Raw genomic sequence first — 18,254 nt, forward strand, 5'->3', positions numbered from 1 at the left:
CGTCACCGGTTCGGGTGAGACGTATCCGATCCTTATGAGACGTTCATGTCTCATTTTGCTAGGGTCGACCGCATGACTGTCGACCGCGATCAGGTGCTGCGCTCCGCCGCCACGCTCCTCGTGCGCCGCTCCGGCTCCACGATGGACGAGGTGGCGCGCGCCGCCGGGGTCAGCCGGGCCACGCTCCACCGGCTCTTCGCCGGGCGCGAAGCCCTCGTACGGGCCCTGGAGGAGCTGGGCATCCGCGAGTGCGAGGCCGCCGTGGCCGCCGCGCGGACCGACGAGGGACCCGCCGTGGACGCGCTGCGCAGACTCGTCGCCGGTCTCCAGGGGCCCGCCCCGCTGCTCTCCTTCCTCATCACCGAGGCACAGCTCTTCGAGGGCGAGGAGATCGACGAGGGCTGGGCCCGGCTCGACGGCCGGTTCACGGCGCTGTTCGAACGAGGCCAGCGCACCGGCGAGTTCCGTATCGACCTCAGCCCGACCTGGCTCACCGAGGCGCTCTACGCGCTCATAGGGTCCTGCGGCTGGTGCGTCGTCGACGGCCGCGTCGCCGCCCAGGACTTCCCGCGCAATGTGTCCGAGCTGCTGCTCGGCGGGGTACTGAGGAGGACCCCGTGACCATGACCACGTCCCCCGCCCCCGCGCAGCGCCCCCTCGCGCGCTGGCTCGCCCTCGGCGTCCTCGTCCTCGCGGTGCTCCTCATCGCGGTCGACGCGACCGTGCTCGGCCTCGCCACGCCGTACATCAGCGAGGACCTGCGCCCCTCGGGCACGCAACTCCTGTGGATCGGCGACGTCTACTCCTTCGTCATCGCCGGGCTGCTCGTCTCGATGGGCGGGCTCGGCGACCGCATCGGCCGCAAACGCCTGCTGCTCCTCGGCGCGATCGCCTTCGGCGGCGTCTCGGTCCTCAACGCCTACGCGGGCTCGCCCGAGATCCTCATCCTCGCGCGCGCCCTGCTCGGCGTCGCGGGGGCGACCCTCATGCCGTCCACGCTCGCGCTGATCCGCAACATCTTCCCCGACCCGCGCGAGCGCAGCTTCGCGATCGGCGCCTGGGGCGCGGCCTCGTCGGCCGGGATGGCGCTCGGCCCGATCGTCGGCGGCTTCCTCCTCGAACACTTCTGGTGGGGCTCCGTCTTCCTCATCAACCTGCCCGTCATGGCGCTCCTCGTGCTCGTCGGCGCCAAGCTCCTGCCCGAGTCGAAGGACCCCGCCCCCGGCCCCTGGGACCTGCCCAGCGTGGCGCTCTCGCTGGCCGGGATGTTCGGTCTCGTGTACGCGGTGAAGGAACTGGCGGCGGGCGAGGTCACCGGGCTCACACTCGGCGCGGGACTGGGCGGGGTGCTGCTGCTCGTGTGGTTCGTGCGGCGTCAGCTCACGCTGCCCAAGCCACTCCTGAACATGCGCCTGTTCCGCAACCGGGGCTTCAGCGCCGCCGTCGTCGCCGACCTGCTCACCGTGCTCGGCCTCTCCGGGCTCGTCTTCTTCCTCTCGCAGTTCCTGCAACTCGTCCAGGGCCGGACCCCGTTGGCCGCCGGGCTCGCCGAACTGCCCTCCGCGATCGGCGCGGTGGGCGCCGGGCTCGTCGCCGGGCTCGTCGCGCGCCGCTTCTCGGTGCGGGGCGTCGTCTCGGGCGGGCTCGCGGCGATCGGTGTCGCGCTCGCCGCCGTGGTGTTCATCGGTGAGCACACGGGCTATCCGCTGCTCGGCGGCGTGCTCCTCGTCGTCGGCCTCGGCGCCGGTTTCTCCTTCACCGTCACGGCCGACGTCATCCTCTCGGCCGTGCCCAAGGAGAAGGCCGGCTCCGCCTCGGCCGTCTCGGAGACCGCGTACGAACTGGGCACGGCCCTCGGCATCGCCCTGCTCGGCTCCGTGGTCAACGGCGTCTACCGGGACTTCGCCACCCCAGCCGGCGTCCCGGGGCGCGTCTCCGAAGCGGCCCACGAATCACTCGGCGGAGCGGCCGAAGCGGCCCACCGGCTCCCCGCGCCCCTCGCCGCGCGCATGTTCGACGCGGCGAGCGACTCCTTCGTGACGGGACTGCACTACGCGGCGGTCGGCGGCGCGGTCGTCCTGCTCGGCACGGCCGTCGCGGCCTGGTTCCTGCTCAAGGGCCAACGGCTCGACGTGACGGATGAGGAGGGCGAGGGGGAGATACGGGAGGGCGCGGCGTCGGCGGGCGCGGCACGCTAGGGAGCCGACCCGCACACCGGGGGAGCCGATCCGCACACCGGGGAGCCGACCCGCCGGAGAACGCGGTGCCGCGCGCTTGAAGCGGCGGGCGCGGGGCACCCGCTCCCCCAACGGCACTTCGAAGGAGGCCCCGTGCGACCGACCGCCGGACTCGCCCTCGGGGCCTCGGGACCGCACCCGCCGGCCTGGGGTCTCATCCCCCTGGCAGTGCTGTTCCTCGCGCTCGCTGTATACGGGGTGACGCGCGGCAGGCGGCGTTGACGCCGCTGCCGCCACGACGCTTCCGCGGTGCGGGCCTGTCTCAGGCCGCCTTCGCCTTGGTCGCGTACATGTCCACGTACTCCTGGCCCGAGAGCCGCATGACCTCGGTCATGACCGAGTCCGTCACCGCGCGGAGCACGTAGCGGTCGCGGTCCATGCCCTCGTACCGCGAGAACTCCATGGGCTCGCCGAAGCGGACCGTCACCTTGCCGGGGCGGGGCAGGCCCTTGCCGCCCGGCTGGAGCTTGTCGGTGCCGATCATCGCGAAGGGGACGACGGGCGCGCCCGTCATGAGGGTCAGCCGCGCGATGCCGGTACGGCCCCGGTACAGGCGGCCGTCGGGGGAGCGGGTGCCCTCCGGGTAGATGCCGAAGATCCGGCCCTCCTCCAGGATGCGGCGCCCCGTCATGAGCGCGGCGACCCCGCCGTTGGCCCCGTCCCGGTCCACCGGGATCATCCCGACGCCCGTGAAGAACCAGGCCATGGCCCGGCCCTTGATGCCCTTGCCCGTGACGTACTCGTCCTTGCCGATGAACATCACCTGCCGGTCGCAGACGACCGGAAGGATCAGCGAGTCGATGAAGGTCAGGTGGTTCCCGGCCAGGATCACCGGACCCTCGCCCGGGATGCGCTCCACGCCTTCCAGCTGCGGCCGGAACCACAGGCGCATGACAGGACCCAGGACGGCCTTCAGGAACGCGAAGCGGGACAACTGACCCTCCGGAGCAGTCAGGGACGACAGCGGACCTGCGGGGCCCGCAGGTGAGGACGATACTCGCGCGTCGCGAGGCGGCGCACACCGGGGTTCACCGTAGCGATACGCGGAGTTGATCCGCCCGCGAGCCGAAGCCTGCCCCGGGAGGCCGGTTTTCACCCGCTGTTCGGCACGGGTTCTCCCCTCGCGCGAGGCCCCGCGCCTAGCATCGGCACCGCTTCACCGGGCGCCCCGCCCGTCACGGGACGGACCCCTCGTGACGGCGGGCCCCCGTACCCGTACCCGCACGGCCACAAGCTCAGGAGGACCCCCATGACGGACCAGGCAGCCAAGCAGCCCGCTCCCCGCACGGGCACCGCCCGCCGCGCCCTGCTCGGCGCCGCCGCCCTGGGCGCGGGCGCCGCCGTCGTGGGACTGCCGGGCGCCGCGGCCGCGAGCGAGGGAAGGGGGCACGGCGGCGGTGCGCTGCGCGATCTGCCCGAGGTGACGGTCATCGGCCACCGCGGCACCTCCGGCTACCGCCCCGAGCACACCTTCGGCTCCTACCAGCTCGCCCTCGACATGGGCGTCCACATCATCGAGCAGGACCTCGTCCCCACGAAGGACGGCCACCTCGTCTGCCGGCACGAGAACGACATCACGCAGACCACCGACGTCGCCCAGCACCCCGAGTTCGCCGCGCGCAGGACGACGAAGACCGTCGACGGCGCGAAGCTCACCGGCTGGTTCACCGAGGACTTCACGCTCGCCGAGCTGAAGACCCTCCGCGCCGTCGAGCGCATCCCCGCCAACCGCCAGCACAACACCCTCTACAACGGCCGCTGGGAGGTGCCGACCTTCGAGGAGGTCCTGGAGTGGGCCGAGCGCGAGGGCCGGGCGCGCGGCCGGAAGATCTGGCTGTACGTCGAGACGAAGCACCCCACCTACTTCCGCGGCATCGGGCTCGGCCTCGAAGAGCGCCTCGCGCGCCTGCTGCGCCGGTACGGGCGCGACAGCCGCGACTCCTCCGCGCTCATCCTCCAGTCCTTCGAGCCGACGAGCATCCAGCGCCTCAAGAAGCTCGTGCGCACGCCGGGCATCGTGCTGCTCTCGACGGCGGGCACCAAGCCGTACGACTTCGAGGCCACGGGCGACCCGCGCACCACCGACGACCTCGTCACCCCCGCGGGCCTGAAGTGGATCGCGTCCTTCGCCGACGGCATCGGCCCCGACCTGAGTCTGGTCATCCCGCGCAAGGCCGACGGCACCCTCGGCACGCCCACGAGCCTCGTGCGCGACGCCCACGCGAAGGGCCTGCGGCTGCACCCGTACACCGTCCGCAACGAGAACGCCTTCCTGCCGGTGGACTACCGCGTCGGCAGCGACCCGAACGCGTACGGGGACGCCTTCCGGCTCTTCGAGACGTACTTCGCGACCGGTATCGACGGACTCTTCTCGGACAACGGCGACACCGCGCTCCTCGCGCGCGAGAGCTACCTGGCGAAGAAGAACCGCCACTGACCGAGGGCCGTCAGCACGCGAGCGCGGCGGCATACCTCCGGGTGAGCCGCCGCCGCTCGCGGAACCTTCCGCGCGCGCACGCTGTCCCGCCAGGCATGACGACCACCCCGCTCTCCTACGACCACTGGCACCCCCTCGTACGCACCGCCGCCCGCGCCGAGGCGCTCGCGTACCAGCTCGACCCGGCCGACCTCGAACAGTCCCTGTGGGTCCGGCTCCTGGAGCGGCTGCGCGGCGCGCCGCCGCCCGCCGACCCGGCCGCCTGGCTGCGCACGGCGGTACGGGCCGAGGCGCGAGCGGTACGGCAGGAGGCCGGCTCCGTACGGGAGCACCCGCGCGCCCCCGAGCCCGCCGACCCGCGCCCCGGGCCCGAGCAGCAGCACATCGAGGCCGAACTCCTCCACTCCGTGCGCGAGGCGGCGGGCCGCCTCCCGGGCCGCTGCCGCGGCCTCGTCCGCGCGCTGCTCTCGCCCCGCGATCTCACCTACCGGGAGATCGCCGCGGAGTTGGGAATCTCACAGGGGAGCCTCGGTCCGAGGCGCTCACACTGCCTGAACTGCTTGGGAAGACTGCTCGGACCGGCCGGCGCACAGGACCGTTCCGGTCCTCGGAGCCGTCCCCAAGGTTTCGCACGGGGGGCGGGATGGGGAATCCTGCGGGAGACACAGCGGTGAACAGGTGAGCGGGAGGCGTGCACACATGGGCGCGAGCGTGACCATCTCTGCGGCGACCGAAGAGGACGCCGAGCAGATCCTGAAGCTCCAGTACCTCTGCTTCCAGAGCGAGGCGGAGCGGTACGGGGACTGGGGCATCGAGCCCCTGACCCAGAGCCTGGAGAGCCTGCGGGACGAACTGCGCTCCGGGCACGTGCTCGTCGCGCGCCTCGGCGACGAGGTCGTGGGCTCGGTACGGGGCGCGGTCGACGAGGGCGGGATCGCCCACATCGGCAAGCTCGTCGTGCACCCCCGGATGCAGCGGCACGGGCTCGGCGGCCGGCTTTTGGTCGCCGTGGAGAACGCGCTGCGCGCCGAGGGCCGCGCCCGCCGCTTCCAGCTCTTCACGGGGCACCGCAGCAACGTGCGCCTGTACCGCAAGTACGGGTACGCGCCCATCGGTACCGAGCAGGTCAGCGAGCGCCTCAGCATGGTGACGCTCACCAAGGAGACGGTCGCGGGCCGGCACCCGGCCGGAGTGTGAGGGACGGGGCGGGCCGCGCGTCGCGACCCGCCCCGGGTGATCACCCCGCCGCGCCGATCAGCGCGCCATCAGCGCGAACACGCCCCAACCCAGGTACCTGCGCTGGTACCGCGCGTGCCGCACCGGCGCCGTGTCCAGTTCGGCGCGCATCTCGGGCGCCATCGGGTCCTCCGGATGGGCGTCGAGCCAGCGCCGCGTCGTGAGCCATTGCGCGCCGACGTACCGGTCCCAGCCCGCGCGCTCGGCGAGGACCATCTCGACGACGTCGTACCCGAGCGCCCCGAAGGACTCCAGGAGGCCGTCGAGCGGCAGGTACGTGTCCCGCGCGGGCGCGCCGCAGGCCCGAGCCGTCTCCTCGTCGGGCGGCAGCTCCGCCCAGTAGGGCTCTCCGACGAGAAGGAGACCGCCCGGCCTGAGCGAGCGGCGGAGCAGGTCGAGCGTGCCGGGCACGCCGTCACCGATCCAGGTGGCGCCGAGACAGGCCGCGACGTCGACCGGCTCCTCGGCCACGAAGCCGGAGGCGTCGGCGTGCACGAAGCGCACGTCGTCGGCGACGCCGAGTTCGGCCGCGCGGGCGTGCGCGGCGGCGAGGAAGACGGTGGAGATGTCCACGCCCGTGCCGCCGATGCCGTGCGCGCGCGACCAGGTGCAGAGCATCTCGCCCGAACCGCAGGCGAGATCGAGCACCCGCATGCCGGGCCGCAGCCCGATCGCCCGGCCGAGCAGCGCGAGCTGGTCCCCGGTGAACGGGTTGTGGACGCGGTGTCCGCTCTCGCGGATGGTGAAACTACGGGGGAGATCCAGGGAATCCACGGGTGAAGGTCCTCAAGGGAGACGTGACAGGGATACGGGTCGCCTCGTGCGACCGGTCGTCCGTGCGCAGCCGTGCGGCGGCGCTCTCCCGCGGCGTCATCAACTCACCCTTGTACCTGGCCGTAGTGGTGGAACACGCGGAGCCTAGGCGGCGGTGCGCACGCCGGGCCAGCGAATAAACCGGAGGGCCGGTCCGGAGAGCGAACCGGCGGGCCGCTCGGAGCGCGAACCGACGCCCCCGCGCCCCCGTTCAGGCCGCCTTCGCCGTCGTCCTGGCGTCCAGCGCCTCCACGCGCGAGCGCCGCAGCCACAGGAGGGCGCTGACGGGCAGGATCACCGGGATGAAGAGGTAGCCCATGCCGTAGTCCGACCACACCGTCGAGTCCGGGAACGAGTCGCTGTCGAGGAGCGTCCACGTGCCCACGACGAGCACGCCGAGCAGCTCGATCGCGCAGCAGATCCGCGCCGCCGTGCGCGCGCCCTCGCCACCGCGTACGAGACTCCACGTGATGAAGCAGTACACGACCCCCGCGACGGCGGAGAGCACGTAGGCGAGCGGCGCCCGGTCGAACTCGGTGCTCAGCTGGTAGACGGAGCGGGAGAGCGCGCCGACCACCATGACTCCGTAGACCCACAGGAGCAGGATGCCCGGACCGCTGATGAGCCTGGTCCGCCCCGCCGTCCCCGGCTCCCGTGTCGTTTCGCGCTCCATCGCTCAGCCACCCCAGATGTCGTAGAGCCGGACTTCGAGAACCGCGAGGACGACGCCGCCGGCCAGCACCGTCATCGAGCCCCACTTGCTGCGCTCGGTGAGCGACATGAACCCGGCCAGCGGGACGCACAGCGCGGCACCCACGAGATAGGCCACGAAGATCACCGTGCCCTGGTCCGGGCTCTCGCCGCGCGCGAGCTGGACGATGCCGATGACGAGCTGCGCGAGCGCGAGCAGCGAGACGACCGCCATCCCGATGAAGTGCCAGTCCTTCGTCGACTGGTCCTTGGCGAAGGCGCACCCGCACCAGGCGGCGAGCGCGAGCGCGGCGACGGCGGTCGCGATCGTCAGGGCATCAAACATGCGGCAGACCCTATTACGGTCCCCATTCCGCCCGAAAAGCGGCCCGCCCCCACCCCGCGTCCCCACCCGCTCCCGCCCCGCGCGCCGACCCACTCCCGCCCCGCGCGCCGACCCGTCCCCGTCCCGCGCCGTCCCGCCCGCGCGATTAGGCTCGCCACCATGAAGCTCCAGGCCCGCGCGCTCCTCTTCGACAACGACGGCACCCTCATGTCCTCGCTCCGCTCCGTGCGCCGCTGCTGGACCCGCTGGGCCGTCGAGTACGGGGTCACCGAGGCCGACTTCGCGCGGATCGAGCTGCACGGGCGCCCCTCCGCCGAGATCGTCGCGGACCTGCTGCCCCCGGAGAAGGTGGCGGAGGCGGCCCGGCGGATCGAGGACCTGGAGGTGGCCGACGCCGAGGGCACCGAGGCACTGCCCGGCACCGTCGCCCTGCTCGCCGGGCTCCCCGCCGAGCGCTGGGCTGTCGTCACCTCGGCGACCCGCAGGCTCGCGCGCGCCCGCCTCTCGGGCCTCGGCCTGCACCCCCGTACCCTCGTCGCCGCCGACGACATCACACGGGGCAAGCCGGACCCCGAGCCCTACCTGCTCGGCGCCGCGAAGCTCGGCTTCCCGCCCGGGGACTGCGTCGTCTTCGAGGACGCCCCCGTGGGTCTGCGCTCCGCGCAGGCGGCCGGGATGCGGACCGTGGCATTGACCACAACGTACCCCCGCGCGGAGCTGACCGCCGATGCCCTCGTACCCGACCTCTCGGCGGTGTCCGTGCAGGTCAGCGGCGATTTCCTGGAGATCGTGACCGAGGACTGAGCCGCGCGGCACCGTCCGGGTGCCGAGCGGCGGGAGTCCGTGATGCGGACGAGCGGACGGTCACCCTCCGCTTGTCTGGTTAACTGACGTCATGACCACGACGAGCGCACGCATCCCAGCGACCGAGGCGAACCTGACGCCCGGTGCTCGCCGTATGTGTCGAATGTGTGCCTTCTGAGGGTCCCCGCCTCGCGCCCCGAAGCGAGACCGGCAGCGCCGCGAGGCCGCACCCCCTGACCGGGTGCGCGCCGCGCCTGCCCCGGACCTGCACCCCGCCGCCCCACGGCCCCGGCCTGCCCGGACCCGGAAGCGGCGGCAGGTCCCGCCCCCTCAGCCCGTGCCCCGCGCACGGCACTTTCCCGTGCCGGTGAACGCCGCCGCGCACTCGACATCCCAGGGACACCCCCGTGATCACCACCCAGGACCTCACCAAGGTCTACCGGTCGGGCGGCCGCGACCTCACCGCGCTCGACGGCGTCGACCTGCACGTACGCGAGGGGGAGGTCTTCGGCGTCATCGGCCAGAGCGGCGCCGGGAAGTCCTCCCTCATCCGCTGCGTCAACATGCTGGAGCGCCCCACGTCGGGCACCGTCCTCGTCGACGGCCAGGACCTCACCGCGCTCCAGGGCCGCGGCAGCCGCGCGAGCCGCGAACTGCGCGCCGCGCGCAGCCGCGTCGGCATGGTCTTCCAGCACTTCAACCTGCTCTCCTCGCGCACGGTGCGCGACAACGTCGAGCTGCCGCTCGAAATCCTCGGACACAGCCGCCGCGCGCGGGCCACGAAGGCGGGGGAACTGCTCGAACTCGTCGGCCTCGGCGACAAGGCGGGCGCCTACCCCGCGCAGCTCTCCGGCGGCCAGAAGCAGCGCGTCGGCATCGCCCGCGCCCTGGCCGGAGACCCGAAGGTCCTCCTCTCCGACGAGGCCACCAGCGCCCTCGACCCCGAGACGACCCGCTCGGTCCTGGAACTCCTGCGCTCCCTCAATCGCGAACTCGGCCTCACCGTTCTCCTCATCACGCACGAGATGGACGTCGTCAAGACCGTGTGCGACTCGGCAGCGCTCATGGAGAAGGGCCGCATCACCGAGTCGGGGACGCTCGACGAACTCCTCGCGACGCCGCGCTCCGCGCTCGCCGCCGCGCTCTTCCCGGTGAGCGGCGAGCCCAGCGGCCCCGCGCGCACCGTCGTGGACGTCACCTTCCACGGCGACTCGGCGAGCCGCCCGGTGATCTCCCAGCTCTCCCGTACGTACAACATCGACATCTCGATCCTCGGCGCCGCGATGGACACCGTCGCGGGCCGCCAGGTCGGCCGGATGCGCATCGAACTGCCCGGACGGTACGAGGAGAACGTCGTGCCCATCGGCTTCCTGCGTGAACAGGGGCTCCAGGTCGAGCCCGTGCGCCCGGACGCCCCGTCCTTCGACGCCACGACCGCGAAGACCGCCACGACCGCGACGATCGCCACCACCGAGACTCAGGAGGCGGGCCGATGACCTGGTCCGAGATGCGACCGCTGCTCAGCCAGGCGAGCTGGGACACCCTCTACATGGTCGGCTGGTCGACGCTCATCGCCGTCGCCCTCGGCCTGCCCATCGGCGTCCTGCTCGTGCTCACCGCGCGCGGTGGGCTGCTCCAGAACGCCGTGCTCTCGAAGGTGCTCGGGCAGCTCGTCAACATCGCCCGCTCGATGCCGTTCATCATCCTCATGGTCGCCCTCATGGGCTTCACACGCTGGCTCACCGGCACCACGATCGGCCGCGAGGCCGCGATCGTGCCGCTCGCGTTCGGCGCCATCCCCTTCTACGCACGCCTCGTCGAGACGGCGGTGCGCGAGGTCGACCACGGGCTCGTCGAGGCCGTGCAGTCGATGGGCGGCACGACCTGGGCCGTCGTCCGCAAGGTCCTCGTCCCCGAGTCGCTGCCCTCGCTCGTCTCCAGCGCCACCACCACGATCGTCACGCTCATCGGCTACTCCGCGATGGCGGGCACCGTCGGCGCCGGCGGCCTCGGGGACATCGCGATCCGCGAGGGCTTCCAGCGTTTCGAGACCGGGCTGATGTGGGTGACCGTCGCGATCCTCGCCGTCGTCATCTCCGTCATCCAGTTCCTCGGCGACTACGCGGCCCGCGCGCTCCACGACCGGGGCGGTCGCGGCGGCCCCGTCCCCGCGCTCCGCCTCCTGCGGCCCCGCACCGCCGCGAAAGCGGCCGAGGTACGCGACACCGCCGACGCCGCCTGAGCCCACCTCGGCCCACGGGGCCGCCCGAGCGCCCCGGCCCACGGACCACCACCGCACCACCTCCCCGCACCCGCCGGGAGCAGCACCACCGAGAAAGGCACTTTTCGTGCGTAACCACACCCGTCACACCGCCCGCCGTATCACCCGTATCGCCACCGCCGTCGCCGTCGCGGGGGCCCTCGGTCTAGGGCTCGCCGCCTGCGGCTCCGACGACTCCGGCAGCGGCGGCTCGGGCGACAGCGACAAGGCGCTCCTCGTCGCCGCGAGCCCCACCCCGCACGCGGACATCCTCAAGTACGTCCAGGACCACCTGGCCGCGAAGGAGGGGCTCAAGCTCAAGGTCAAGGAGGTCACCGACTACGTGACCCCGAACACCGCGACGCAGGACGGCTCCGTCGACGCCAACTTCTTCCAGCACAAGCCGTACCTGGACGACTTCAACAAGAAGAACGGCACCGACCTCGTCCCCGTGACCGCCGTGCACCTGGAGCCGCTCGGCGCCTACTCGCACAAGGTCAAGAGCCTCGACGAGCTGAAGAAGGGCGCGACCGTCGCGGTCCCCAACGACGCGACCAACGAGGCCCGCGCCCTCAAGCTCCTCGAAAGCAACGGGCTCATCACGCTCAAGTCCGGCGCCGGAGACGACGCGACGCCCGCGGACATCGCGAAGAACCCGAAGGACATCTCCTTCAAGGAGCTGGAGGCCGCGCAGGTCCCACGCTCCCTCGACGACGTCGACGCCGCCGTCGTCAACGGCAACTACGCGGTCGAGACCGGCCTCAAGCCCGCGAAGGACGCCCTCGTGCTGGAGAAGGCCAAGGACAACCCGTACGCGAACATCCTCGTCGTCAAGGACGGCAAGGAGAGCGACCCGCGCGTGAAGAAGCTCGCCAAGCTCCTCCACTCGCCCGAGGTCAAGAAGTTCATCGAGGACACGTACGAGGGCTCGGTCCTCCCGGCCTTCTGAGCCGGCCTCCGAGTCCACCGACCCCTCGCCCCGCGCGGGGCCCCGGCCGCCCGAGCACGCCTCGGGCGCGCCGGGACCTCCGCGTGCCCCGGTGGTGCGCCCCCCGGGTCCCATGCTGCATGCTGGACCATCCGGCACAGCGGCCCCAGGACCGCCGAGGACACCGACCAGGCCCGACCATCACGGAGCGGCGCATGACTTCCCTCTTCCCCGATGTCTCCCTCAGCACCGAGCGGCTGGTCCTGCGCCCCTTCGAAGCCGATGACGCCGCCGCCCTGGCCGACATGATGAACGACGAGCCCGTCGCCGCCTGGACTACGTACCCACAGCCCTTCACGCGCGCCCACGCCCGCGACTGGATCGCCCACCGGGCGCCCGGAGAACGGCTGGGCGGTGAGGGACTCGTCCTCGCCGTCACCGAGTTCCTCACCCAGCGCCTCGTCGGCGCGATCCGGCTCAGCCGCACCGACTGGGACCTGCGCGCCACCGAACTCTCCTGCGTCACCGCCTCCTGGGCGCGCGGCGAGGGGTACGCGGCCGAGGCCGCCCTCGCGGTCGCGCAGTGGCTCTTCACGGACCGGCGCTTCGCCCGCGTCGAACTGCGCACCGCCGCCGACAACACGGCCGCGCAGCAGGTCGCGCAGCGCATCGGCTGCATCAGCGAGGGCGTACTGCGCGGCGCCTGGATAGCCAGGCACCGCGACCAGAGCGGCGTCCTGCGCCGCAGCCGCACGGACCTCATCGTCTGGAGCCTGCTCCCCGAGGACCTCGACGACGACGTCGAGGCCCCCGCCGTGCACGAGGAGACCCGCACCGGGCACGGTCCGGTCCGCGCCTACGCCGACTGGAACTGACGGCGGCGCGAGGGGGATACGGGCCGACGGGTCCACGCCGCCCCGGCCCGGGCACCCGGAACCGCCCCTGCCCGGACAGGCGTGCGAACGGTACGCTCACCCCTGCCCGTACGCCCCGCACGCTCACGGGCCCCGCCCCCGCGCACACCACAGGAGACTCACGAAGATGGCCGACCGGGTCACGGTGATCGGCTGGGACGGTTCGCCGCTGACCGAGGCGGCCCGCTCCGCGCTCGGCGCCGCGACGCTCGTGGCCGGGGCCGCCCACCACCTCGCGCTCCCCGAAGTACCGCGGGACGCCGAGCGCATCCGGCTCGGCAGCGTGCACCTCGCGGCCCGCCGCATCGCCCTGCACCGGGGCAGCGCCGTCGTACTCGCCGACGGCGACCCCGGTTTCTTCGGCGTCGTCCGCGCGCTGCGCGCCGGTGAACACGGCCTGGAGCTGGAGGTCGTGCCCGCCGTCTCCGCCGTCGCCTCCGCCTTCGCGCGCGCCGGGATGCCCTGGGAGGACGCCGAGATCGTCGTCGCCCACCCGCGCACCCTGCGCCGCGCCGTCAACGTCTGCCGCGCCCACCCCAAGGTCGCGGTCCTCACCTCGCCGGGTGCGGGACCCGCCGAACTCGGCCTGCTCCTCGAAGGCGTGCACCGCACCTTCGTGATCTGCGAGGAACTCGGCACCGCGCGCGAACGCATCACCGTCGTCACCTCCGACCGCGCCGCCGACCACGCCTGGCGCGACCCCAACGTCGTCATCGTCATCGGCGGCAACGCGACGGCGGGCGGGACCGACAACGGCTGGATCGCGGGGCGCGACCCCGGCGGACCCGTACGCGGCTGGGCGCTCCCGGCGCGCGAGTACGGGGCGGGGGCGCCCCTGGAGGGCGAGGCCCGCGAACTGCGCGCCGCCCAGCTCGCCCGCCTCGGTCCCCGTACCGGCGACCTCGTGTGGGACATCGGCTCGGGGACCGGCGCCTTCGCCGCCGAGGCCGCCCGCTTCGGAGCCGCGGTGCTCGCCGTCGACACCGACCCGGACGCCTGCGCCCGCACCACCGCCTCGGCCCGCCGCTTCGGCGTGCGGGTGCAGGTCGTCCACGGCAGCGCCCCGCACATACTCGAAGACCTTCCCGAACCCGATGTCGTACGGGTCGGGGGCGGCGGCGCGCCGGTCGTCTCGGCCGTCGCGGACCGCCGTCCGGCCGCGATCGTCACCCACGCGGGGACCCGCGACGAGGCCGAACTCCTCGGCCGCACCCTGGCCGAGCACGGCTACGCGGTCGAGTGCGCGCTGCTCCAGTCCGTCGCCCTCGATGTGGGGGAGTGGACCGAAACCGAACGTACCGTCGTGTTTCTCCTTTCCGCCCATCGTCCTGATCGCGCCCCGTGAACCAGTGGCCACAGCTAGCGGGGTAGGCTGGCCGATCGTCGTACAGCTTTGCGAGCTGCCCCCGGCACCGCGAACCGGCCCGTAAACCCCAGGTCCGCCCCGTGATCCGGGGTTCCGAGGGACGGGCGCGCGCCGACGTGGCGCAGTCCACAGCCGACTGTGGCGGAAAGTGGCCGTCATAAGTGCGCCGGGACCGGGAGAATGCCCCGGGACGGCAGGGTTCTGCCCGCATCGTGCCGCAGGGCGCGTGCGCTCGTTGCTCCCCGTGGGAGGCCGAACGGCCTGCCGGTGGGCAACGGAAGGACCCGGCCGCAGTCGGCAGCTCCCGGAGGGCACGGGAAGCCGGTACGACCGGATACAAGCGAAACAGCTGACACGTGGGCGAGGGGTACGCATGACGGACACCGGCAAGGGCCCGGCCGAGGGGCAGCCGCAGGCTGCGGCACAGCCGGGCCCGTACCCGTACCAGGGGTACGCCGCAGCTCCGGCCGAGGACGACGACCTCCTCTTCATGCCGGGCGCGCAGGGCGCCTGGACCGAGGCGCAGCCCGTGCTCGCCCAGCCGGTGCAGGCGGCCTACCAGGGCGCGGCCACCGAGCAGAGCCCGCAGGGGAGTTACGGGGCCGGGCTGCCGGGCGCCGAGGCCCCCGTACCGCAGGCCGTCCCCGTGACCCCGCTGCCGCAGCCCGCGCCGGTGCCGCCCGTACCGGTCGCCGCGCCCGTCGCCCCGCTGGAGCAGCCGGATCAGGAAGCCGTCGCGGTGACGCCGGAACAGGACGGACAGGCGTACGCCGAGGCCTTCGCCGCGCCGGAGACGTCCGCCGCGCCCGCGGCCGGGCCGCAGGCCGCCGGGACCCCGGCCGCCGAGGCCGCCGACGAGAGCCGGTCCGGCGAAGGCCCGGCCGACGGAGCCCAGGTGGCGGAGGGCCAGGAGACCCCGGCCGTCGACGCCTCCGCGCAGCCGCACGTGCCGGAGCCGCACGAGACCGACGGCCGTGACAGCGGCGCCGTCGACCTCTCGGCCGTCCGCGCCACCGCGGCGGCACCCGCCCGCGCCCAGACCCCGCAGCGGCGCCCGCTGCACATGGGCCCCGCGCTGCCCGACCCGCGCAACAGCCCGGTCCGCACGCTGGCCGACCGGGGCCCCGCCGCCCCGCGGCCGGAGTACGCGACGACGCACAGCGGTACGGGATGGACGACCGTCCCGGCGCAGCCCCCCGCCCCGGCGCCGGTCGCACAGGACGTGACGGAACGGCAGCCGGCCGCCGAGGCCGCGCCCGCCGCGGAGACGGACGAGGCCGTAGGGGCCGCCCCCGCCGTGGAGCCGCGGGCGGCGTCCGCGGACGCACCGGAGGCGGCGCCCGTGGCCGAGGCGGAGCACGTCGCGGAGCCGGAGGAGGCTGTCGCCGGGCCGGAGGCCGCCGCGCCGCTGGAGGCTGAGTCGGAACCGGCGCGGGAGAACGGGACCGAAGCGGCCGCCGCGCCGAAGACAGCCGCCGTGGCCGGGTCGGCCGCCGTGGCCGGGGACGCCGTCGCGGCCCAGGAGGCCGGTGTGGCCGAGCCCGTCGCGGTGCCGGAGCCGTCCGCTGTGGCCGATCCCGCTGCCGAGCCGACGACCGAGGCGGCCCCCGCTGCCGAGCCCGTCGCGCCGGAGACCGCTTCGCAGGCCGAAGCCGTCGAGACCGTCGCCGTGCCCGCGGAGCCCGAGCCGGTCGTGGCGATCCCCGCCCAGCAGGCGGGGCCCCTCGCCCCGGCCGAGTCCCCGACTCCGGCCGAGTCGTCCGAGGCGCCCGCGTCGTCCGCGGCGGCCGCCCCCGTCGAGGCGGCCGCCCCCGTCGAACAGCCCGCAGCCGAACAGCCCGCCCCGGTCGAGCCGCCCCTCGCCGAGGAGCCCCCCGCCGCTCCGGCGGAGCCCGCCGCGCTTCCCGAGCCTCCCTCGGCAGAGCCTCCCGCCGCCCACGTCATGACCCCGCCCGCCCCGCTGCCCCACCTCCCCGGCACCCCCGTCGGAGCCGCCCACTGGCCCAGCCCCGCGGGAGTCGTCGGCGAGCAGGACCCGGCGGACGTGCCCGAGGTCGCCCAGGACGAGCAGAGCCCGGCCGAAGCGACCACGACCCCCGAGGCCACGACCCCCGAGGCCACGACCCCCGAGGCCACGACCCCCGAGGCCACGACCCCCGAGGCCACGACCCCCGAGGCCGGAACGAGCGAGGCCACCGCGCCGGAGCCCGCGCCCACCGAGGCCACCGCGCCCGAGCCCGCGACGCCCGAGCCCGCACCCACCGGTGCCGCCCCCGCCCCCCCGCCCCCCTCCGAGGCCGCCGCGAGCGCGGCCGCCCCCGCCCCCGTACCCCCGCAGGCCCCCGCCGGGCCCCCCGCGCCCGGGTACGACGAGGCCGAGCGCGAGGCCGTGCTGCGCGTCATGCGCGAGCGGCGCGACATCCGCAACGGCTTCCGCTCCGACCCGATCCCGCACGAGGTGCTCCTCCGCGTCCTGGAGGCCGCGCACACCGCGCCGAGCGTCGGGCACTCGCAGCCCTGGGACTTCGTCGTCATCCGCTCCGAGGAGACCCGGCGCGCGATGCACGAGCTGGCCGAGAAGCAGCGCGACGCGTACGCCGCCTCGCTGCCCAAGGGCCGCGCGAAGCAGTTCCGCGAGCTGAAGATCGAGGCGATCCTCGACACACCGGTCAACATCGTCGTCACCGCCGACCCGACGCGCGGCGGCAGGCACACCCTCGGCCGCCACACACAGCCGCAGATGGCCCCGTACTCCTCCGCGCTCGCCGTCGAGAACCTGTGGCTCGCCGCGCGCGCCGAGGGACTCGGCGTCGGCTGGGTCAGCTTCTTCGACGAGCGCGAGATGGTGCGCGCGCTCGGCCTGCCCGAGCACCTGGAGGTCGTGGCGTACCTGTGCGTCGGGTACGTGGACGAGTTCCCCGACGAGCCCGAGCTGATGCAGGCCGGGTGGTCCAAGCGGCGCCCCCTCTCCTGGGTCGTGCACGAGGAGACGTACGGCCGCCGCGTGCTGCCGGGCGCCGAACCGGCCGACCTGCTCACCGAGACGGTGCGGCGCATCCGCCCGCTGGACGCGAAGGCGCTCGGCGAGGCGTGGGAACGGCAGAAGCGGATGACGAAGCCGCCGGGGGCGCTCGGCATGCTGGAGATCATCTCCGCGCAGCTCAGCGGCCTCTCGCGGGTCTCGCCGCCGCCCATCCCCGAACCGGCCGCCGTCGCGATCTTCGCGGGCGACCACGGCGTGCACGCCCAGGGCGTCACCGCGTGGCCGCAGGAGGTGACCGCGCAGATGGTCGCCAACTTCCTCGGCGGCGGCGCGGTCTGCAACGCCTTCGCGAAGCAGGTCGGCGCCGAGGTGTGCGTCGTGGACGTCGGCGTCGCGGCCGAACTGCCGCCCACGCCGGGGCTGCTGCCGCGCAAGGTACGCGCGGGCACGGCGGACATGACGGCGGGCCCCGCGCTCAGCCGCGAGGACGTCACCGCCGCGATCGAGGTCGGCATCGAGACCGCGCGCGACCTCGTCGCGGCCGGCAACAAGGCCCTCCTGACCGGCGAGATGGGCATCGCCAACACGACCGCGTCGGCCGCGCTCATCTCCGTCTTCACCGACACCGACCCGGCCGAGGTCACCGGGCGCGGCACCGGCATCAACGACGAGATGCACGCCCACAAGGTCGACGTCATCCGCCGCGCACTCGACCTGCACCGCCCCGACCCCGCCGACCCCATCGGCGTCCTCGCGGCGGTCGGCGGGCTCGAACACGCGGCGATGGCGGGGCTCCTGCTCGGCGGCGCCTCGCTGCGCACCCCGGTCATCCTCGACGGCGTGAGCGCGGGAGCGGCGGCCCTCGTCGCCCGCGCGATCGCCCCCGAGGTCCTGGCCGCGTGCATCGCGGGCCACCGCAGCGCCGAGCCGGGTCACGTCGCGGCCCTGGGCAGCCTCGGCCTGCGCCCCCTCGTCGACCTCGACCTGCGCCTCGGCGAAGGCACCGGGGCCCTCCTCGCCCTCCCCCTCGTCCAGAGCGCCGCCCGCGCCATGCACGAGGTGGCCACCTTCGACTCGGCGGGAGTCACGGAGAAGTAGCGCCCCGGGGGCGGTGCGCGGCTCCCCGCCCACCGCCCACCGCCCCCGCGGCGCCCTTCCCACCGCCCCCACGGGACGCTCCACGGCGCCCCCGTAAGCTGGCCCCGCGGAGCAACGTCGCACCGCCCCCCTCCCCGCGCCC

Annotated in this window: 16 protein-coding genes; 12 read left to right on the forward strand and 4 right to left on the reverse strand. The window is 74.0% G+C overall.

Annotation, left to right across the window (positions count from 1 at the left end; translation table 11 throughout):
- Positions 1-72 precede the first annotated feature (72 nt).
- Positions 73-621, forward strand: coding sequence for a TetR/AcrR family transcriptional regulator (locus ACIP4O_RS21455; RefSeq protein ID WP_361327845.1), 549 nt, complete (start codon positions 73-75; stop codon positions 619-621).
- 2 nt (positions 622-623) lie between these two features.
- Entirely contained in the window at positions 624-2,198 is a 1,575-nt protein-coding gene (locus tag ACIP4O_RS21460; RefSeq protein WP_401576828.1) for an MFS transporter, read from the forward strand.
- A gap of 301 nt (positions 2,199-2,499) precedes the next feature.
- Here the strand turns inward: ACIP4O_RS21460 and ACIP4O_RS21465 are convergent, their stop codons facing one another.
- Complete coding sequence (locus tag ACIP4O_RS21465; RefSeq protein WP_007829164.1) at positions 2,500-3,171, reverse strand: 1-acyl-sn-glycerol-3-phosphate acyltransferase; 672 nt, start codon at positions 3,169-3,171, stop codon at positions 2,500-2,502.
- A 315-nt stretch (positions 3,172-3,486) separates the two neighbouring features.
- Here ACIP4O_RS21465 and ACIP4O_RS21470 point away from each other — a divergent pair, with 315 nt between their 5' ends.
- The 3 genes from ACIP4O_RS21470 (at position 3,487) to ACIP4O_RS21480 (ending at position 5,871) form a co-directional block, all read left to right on the forward strand.
- The gene (locus ACIP4O_RS21470) at positions 3,487-4,674 is read left to right on the forward strand and encodes a glycerophosphodiester phosphodiesterase (RefSeq protein WP_401576582.1); all 1,188 of its coding nucleotides are present in this window, start codon (positions 3,487-3,489) and stop codon (positions 4,672-4,674) included.
- Between the two features lie 95 nt (positions 4,675-4,769).
- A complete protein-coding gene (locus ACIP4O_RS21475) occupies positions 4,770-5,348 on the forward strand; it encodes a sigma-70 family RNA polymerase sigma factor (protein WP_401576584.1) in 579 nt (192 codons plus the stop codon).
- A 25-nt stretch (positions 5,349-5,373) separates the two neighbouring features.
- Positions 5,374-5,871, forward strand: a complete 498-nt coding sequence (locus tag ACIP4O_RS21480; protein ID WP_361327854.1) for a GNAT family N-acetyltransferase — start codon at positions 5,374-5,376, stop codon at positions 5,869-5,871.
- Between the two features lie 57 nt (positions 5,872-5,928).
- Here the strand turns inward: ACIP4O_RS21480 and ACIP4O_RS21485 are convergent, their stop codons facing one another.
- From ACIP4O_RS21485 to ACIP4O_RS21495, 3 genes are all read right to left on the reverse strand, one after another.
- Complete coding sequence (locus tag ACIP4O_RS21485) at positions 5,929-6,675, reverse strand: SAM-dependent methyltransferase (RefSeq protein WP_401576830.1); 747 nt, start codon at positions 6,673-6,675, stop codon at positions 5,929-5,931.
- A gap of 259 nt (positions 6,676-6,934) precedes the next feature.
- Positions 6,935-7,396: a hypothetical protein gene (locus ACIP4O_RS21490; RefSeq protein ID WP_401576587.1), complete on the reverse strand. Its 462-nt coding sequence runs from the start codon at positions 7,394-7,396 to the stop codon at positions 6,935-6,937.
- Between the two features lie 3 nt (positions 7,397-7,399).
- Entirely contained in the window at positions 7,400-7,759 is a 360-nt protein-coding gene (locus tag ACIP4O_RS21495; RefSeq protein WP_401576588.1) for a hypothetical protein, read from the reverse strand.
- Between the two features lie 159 nt (positions 7,760-7,918).
- On the opposite strand from ACIP4O_RS21495, the gene ACIP4O_RS21500 reads away from it, so the two are divergent.
- The 7 genes from ACIP4O_RS21500 to cobT all read left to right on the forward strand — a co-directional run bounded on the left by ACIP4O_RS21500 (position 7,919) and on the right by cobT (position 18,112).
- On the forward strand, positions 7,919-8,563 hold the full coding sequence (locus tag ACIP4O_RS21500; protein ID WP_361327862.1) for an HAD family hydrolase: 645 nt from the start codon (positions 7,919-7,921) through the stop codon (positions 8,561-8,563).
- Positions 8,564-8,970: 407 nt separating this feature from the next.
- Complete coding sequence (locus ACIP4O_RS21505; RefSeq protein WP_401576591.1) at positions 8,971-10,059, forward strand: methionine ABC transporter ATP-binding protein; 1,089 nt, start codon at positions 8,971-8,973, stop codon at positions 10,057-10,059.
- Positions 10,056-10,805 carry a methionine ABC transporter permease gene (locus ACIP4O_RS21510; RefSeq protein WP_401576593.1) on the forward strand — a complete coding sequence of 250 codons (750 nt, stop codon included), beginning with the start codon at positions 10,056-10,058 and terminating at the stop codon, positions 10,803-10,805. Before ACIP4O_RS21505 ends, ACIP4O_RS21510 begins: the two co-directional genes overlap by 4 nt.
- A gap of 106 nt (positions 10,806-10,911) precedes the next feature.
- Positions 10,912-11,772: a MetQ/NlpA family ABC transporter substrate-binding protein gene (locus tag ACIP4O_RS21515; protein ID WP_401576595.1), complete on the forward strand. Its 861-nt coding sequence runs from the start codon at positions 10,912-10,914 to the stop codon at positions 11,770-11,772.
- A gap of 194 nt (positions 11,773-11,966) precedes the next feature.
- Positions 11,967-12,626 carry a GNAT family N-acetyltransferase gene (locus tag ACIP4O_RS21520; RefSeq protein ID WP_401576597.1) on the forward strand — a complete coding sequence of 220 codons (660 nt, stop codon included), beginning with the start codon at positions 11,967-11,969 and terminating at the stop codon, positions 12,624-12,626.
- A 166-nt stretch (positions 12,627-12,792) separates the two neighbouring features.
- On the forward strand, positions 12,793-14,010 hold the full coding sequence (cbiE, locus tag ACIP4O_RS21525) for a precorrin-6y C5,15-methyltransferase (decarboxylating) subunit CbiE (protein ID WP_401576599.1): 1,218 nt from the start codon (positions 12,793-12,795) through the stop codon (positions 14,008-14,010).
- A gap of 394 nt (positions 14,011-14,404) precedes the next feature.
- Positions 14,405-18,112 (forward strand): nicotinate-nucleotide--dimethylbenzimidazole phosphoribosyltransferase, encoded by a 3,708-nt coding sequence (cobT, locus tag ACIP4O_RS21530; protein WP_401576601.1) that lies wholly within the window; start codon positions 14,405-14,407, stop codon positions 18,110-18,112.
- Positions 18,113-18,254 lie beyond the last annotated feature (142 nt).

Origin of the sequence: Streptomyces sp. NPDC088923, from assembly GCF_044749745.1 — a bacterium.
Taxonomy (GTDB): domain Bacteria; phylum Actinomycetota; class Actinomycetes; order Streptomycetales; family Streptomycetaceae; genus Streptomyces.